At 69.3% G+C, this 290-nt stretch carries 1 protein-coding gene; it reads right to left on the bottom strand.

Annotation, left to right across the window (positions count from 1 at the left end; translation table 11 throughout):
• Positions 1-290 (bottom strand): ABC transporter permease subunit (locus EN874_RS33180; protein WP_145971772.1); only part of this gene is annotated, 290 nt, incomplete at both ends.

Raw genomic sequence — 290 nt, 5'->3', positions numbered from 1 at the left:
GCCGATGAACCCGGCGCTCTGCAGCGGCGCGGTCAGCGCGTTCCAGGCGGCGACGACGGCCGGCGCGCCGGCAAAGGCGATCCAGAACAACAGCACCAGGATCGGCACGCCGCGGATGATCTCGACATAGAAGCGCGCGATCTGGCGCAGCCACTGCGATCCCGACAGCGCCATCAGCGCGATGCCGAGCCCGAGCGCGGAGGCGAGCGCGAAGGCGACCGCGGTGACGAAGATGGTGATGCCGATGCCCTTGGCAACGGTGGCGAAGACCTGCGCGTAGAGATCGCTGG

Origin of the sequence: Mesorhizobium sp. M1D.F.Ca.ET.231.01.1.1, assembly GCF_003999155.2 — a bacterium.
In the GTDB taxonomy this organism is placed as follows: domain Bacteria; phylum Pseudomonadota; class Alphaproteobacteria; order Rhizobiales; family Rhizobiaceae; genus Mesorhizobium.
Note: the sequence above shows the minus strand (reverse complement) of the source record. Positions and strands in the feature narration are given on the sequence as shown.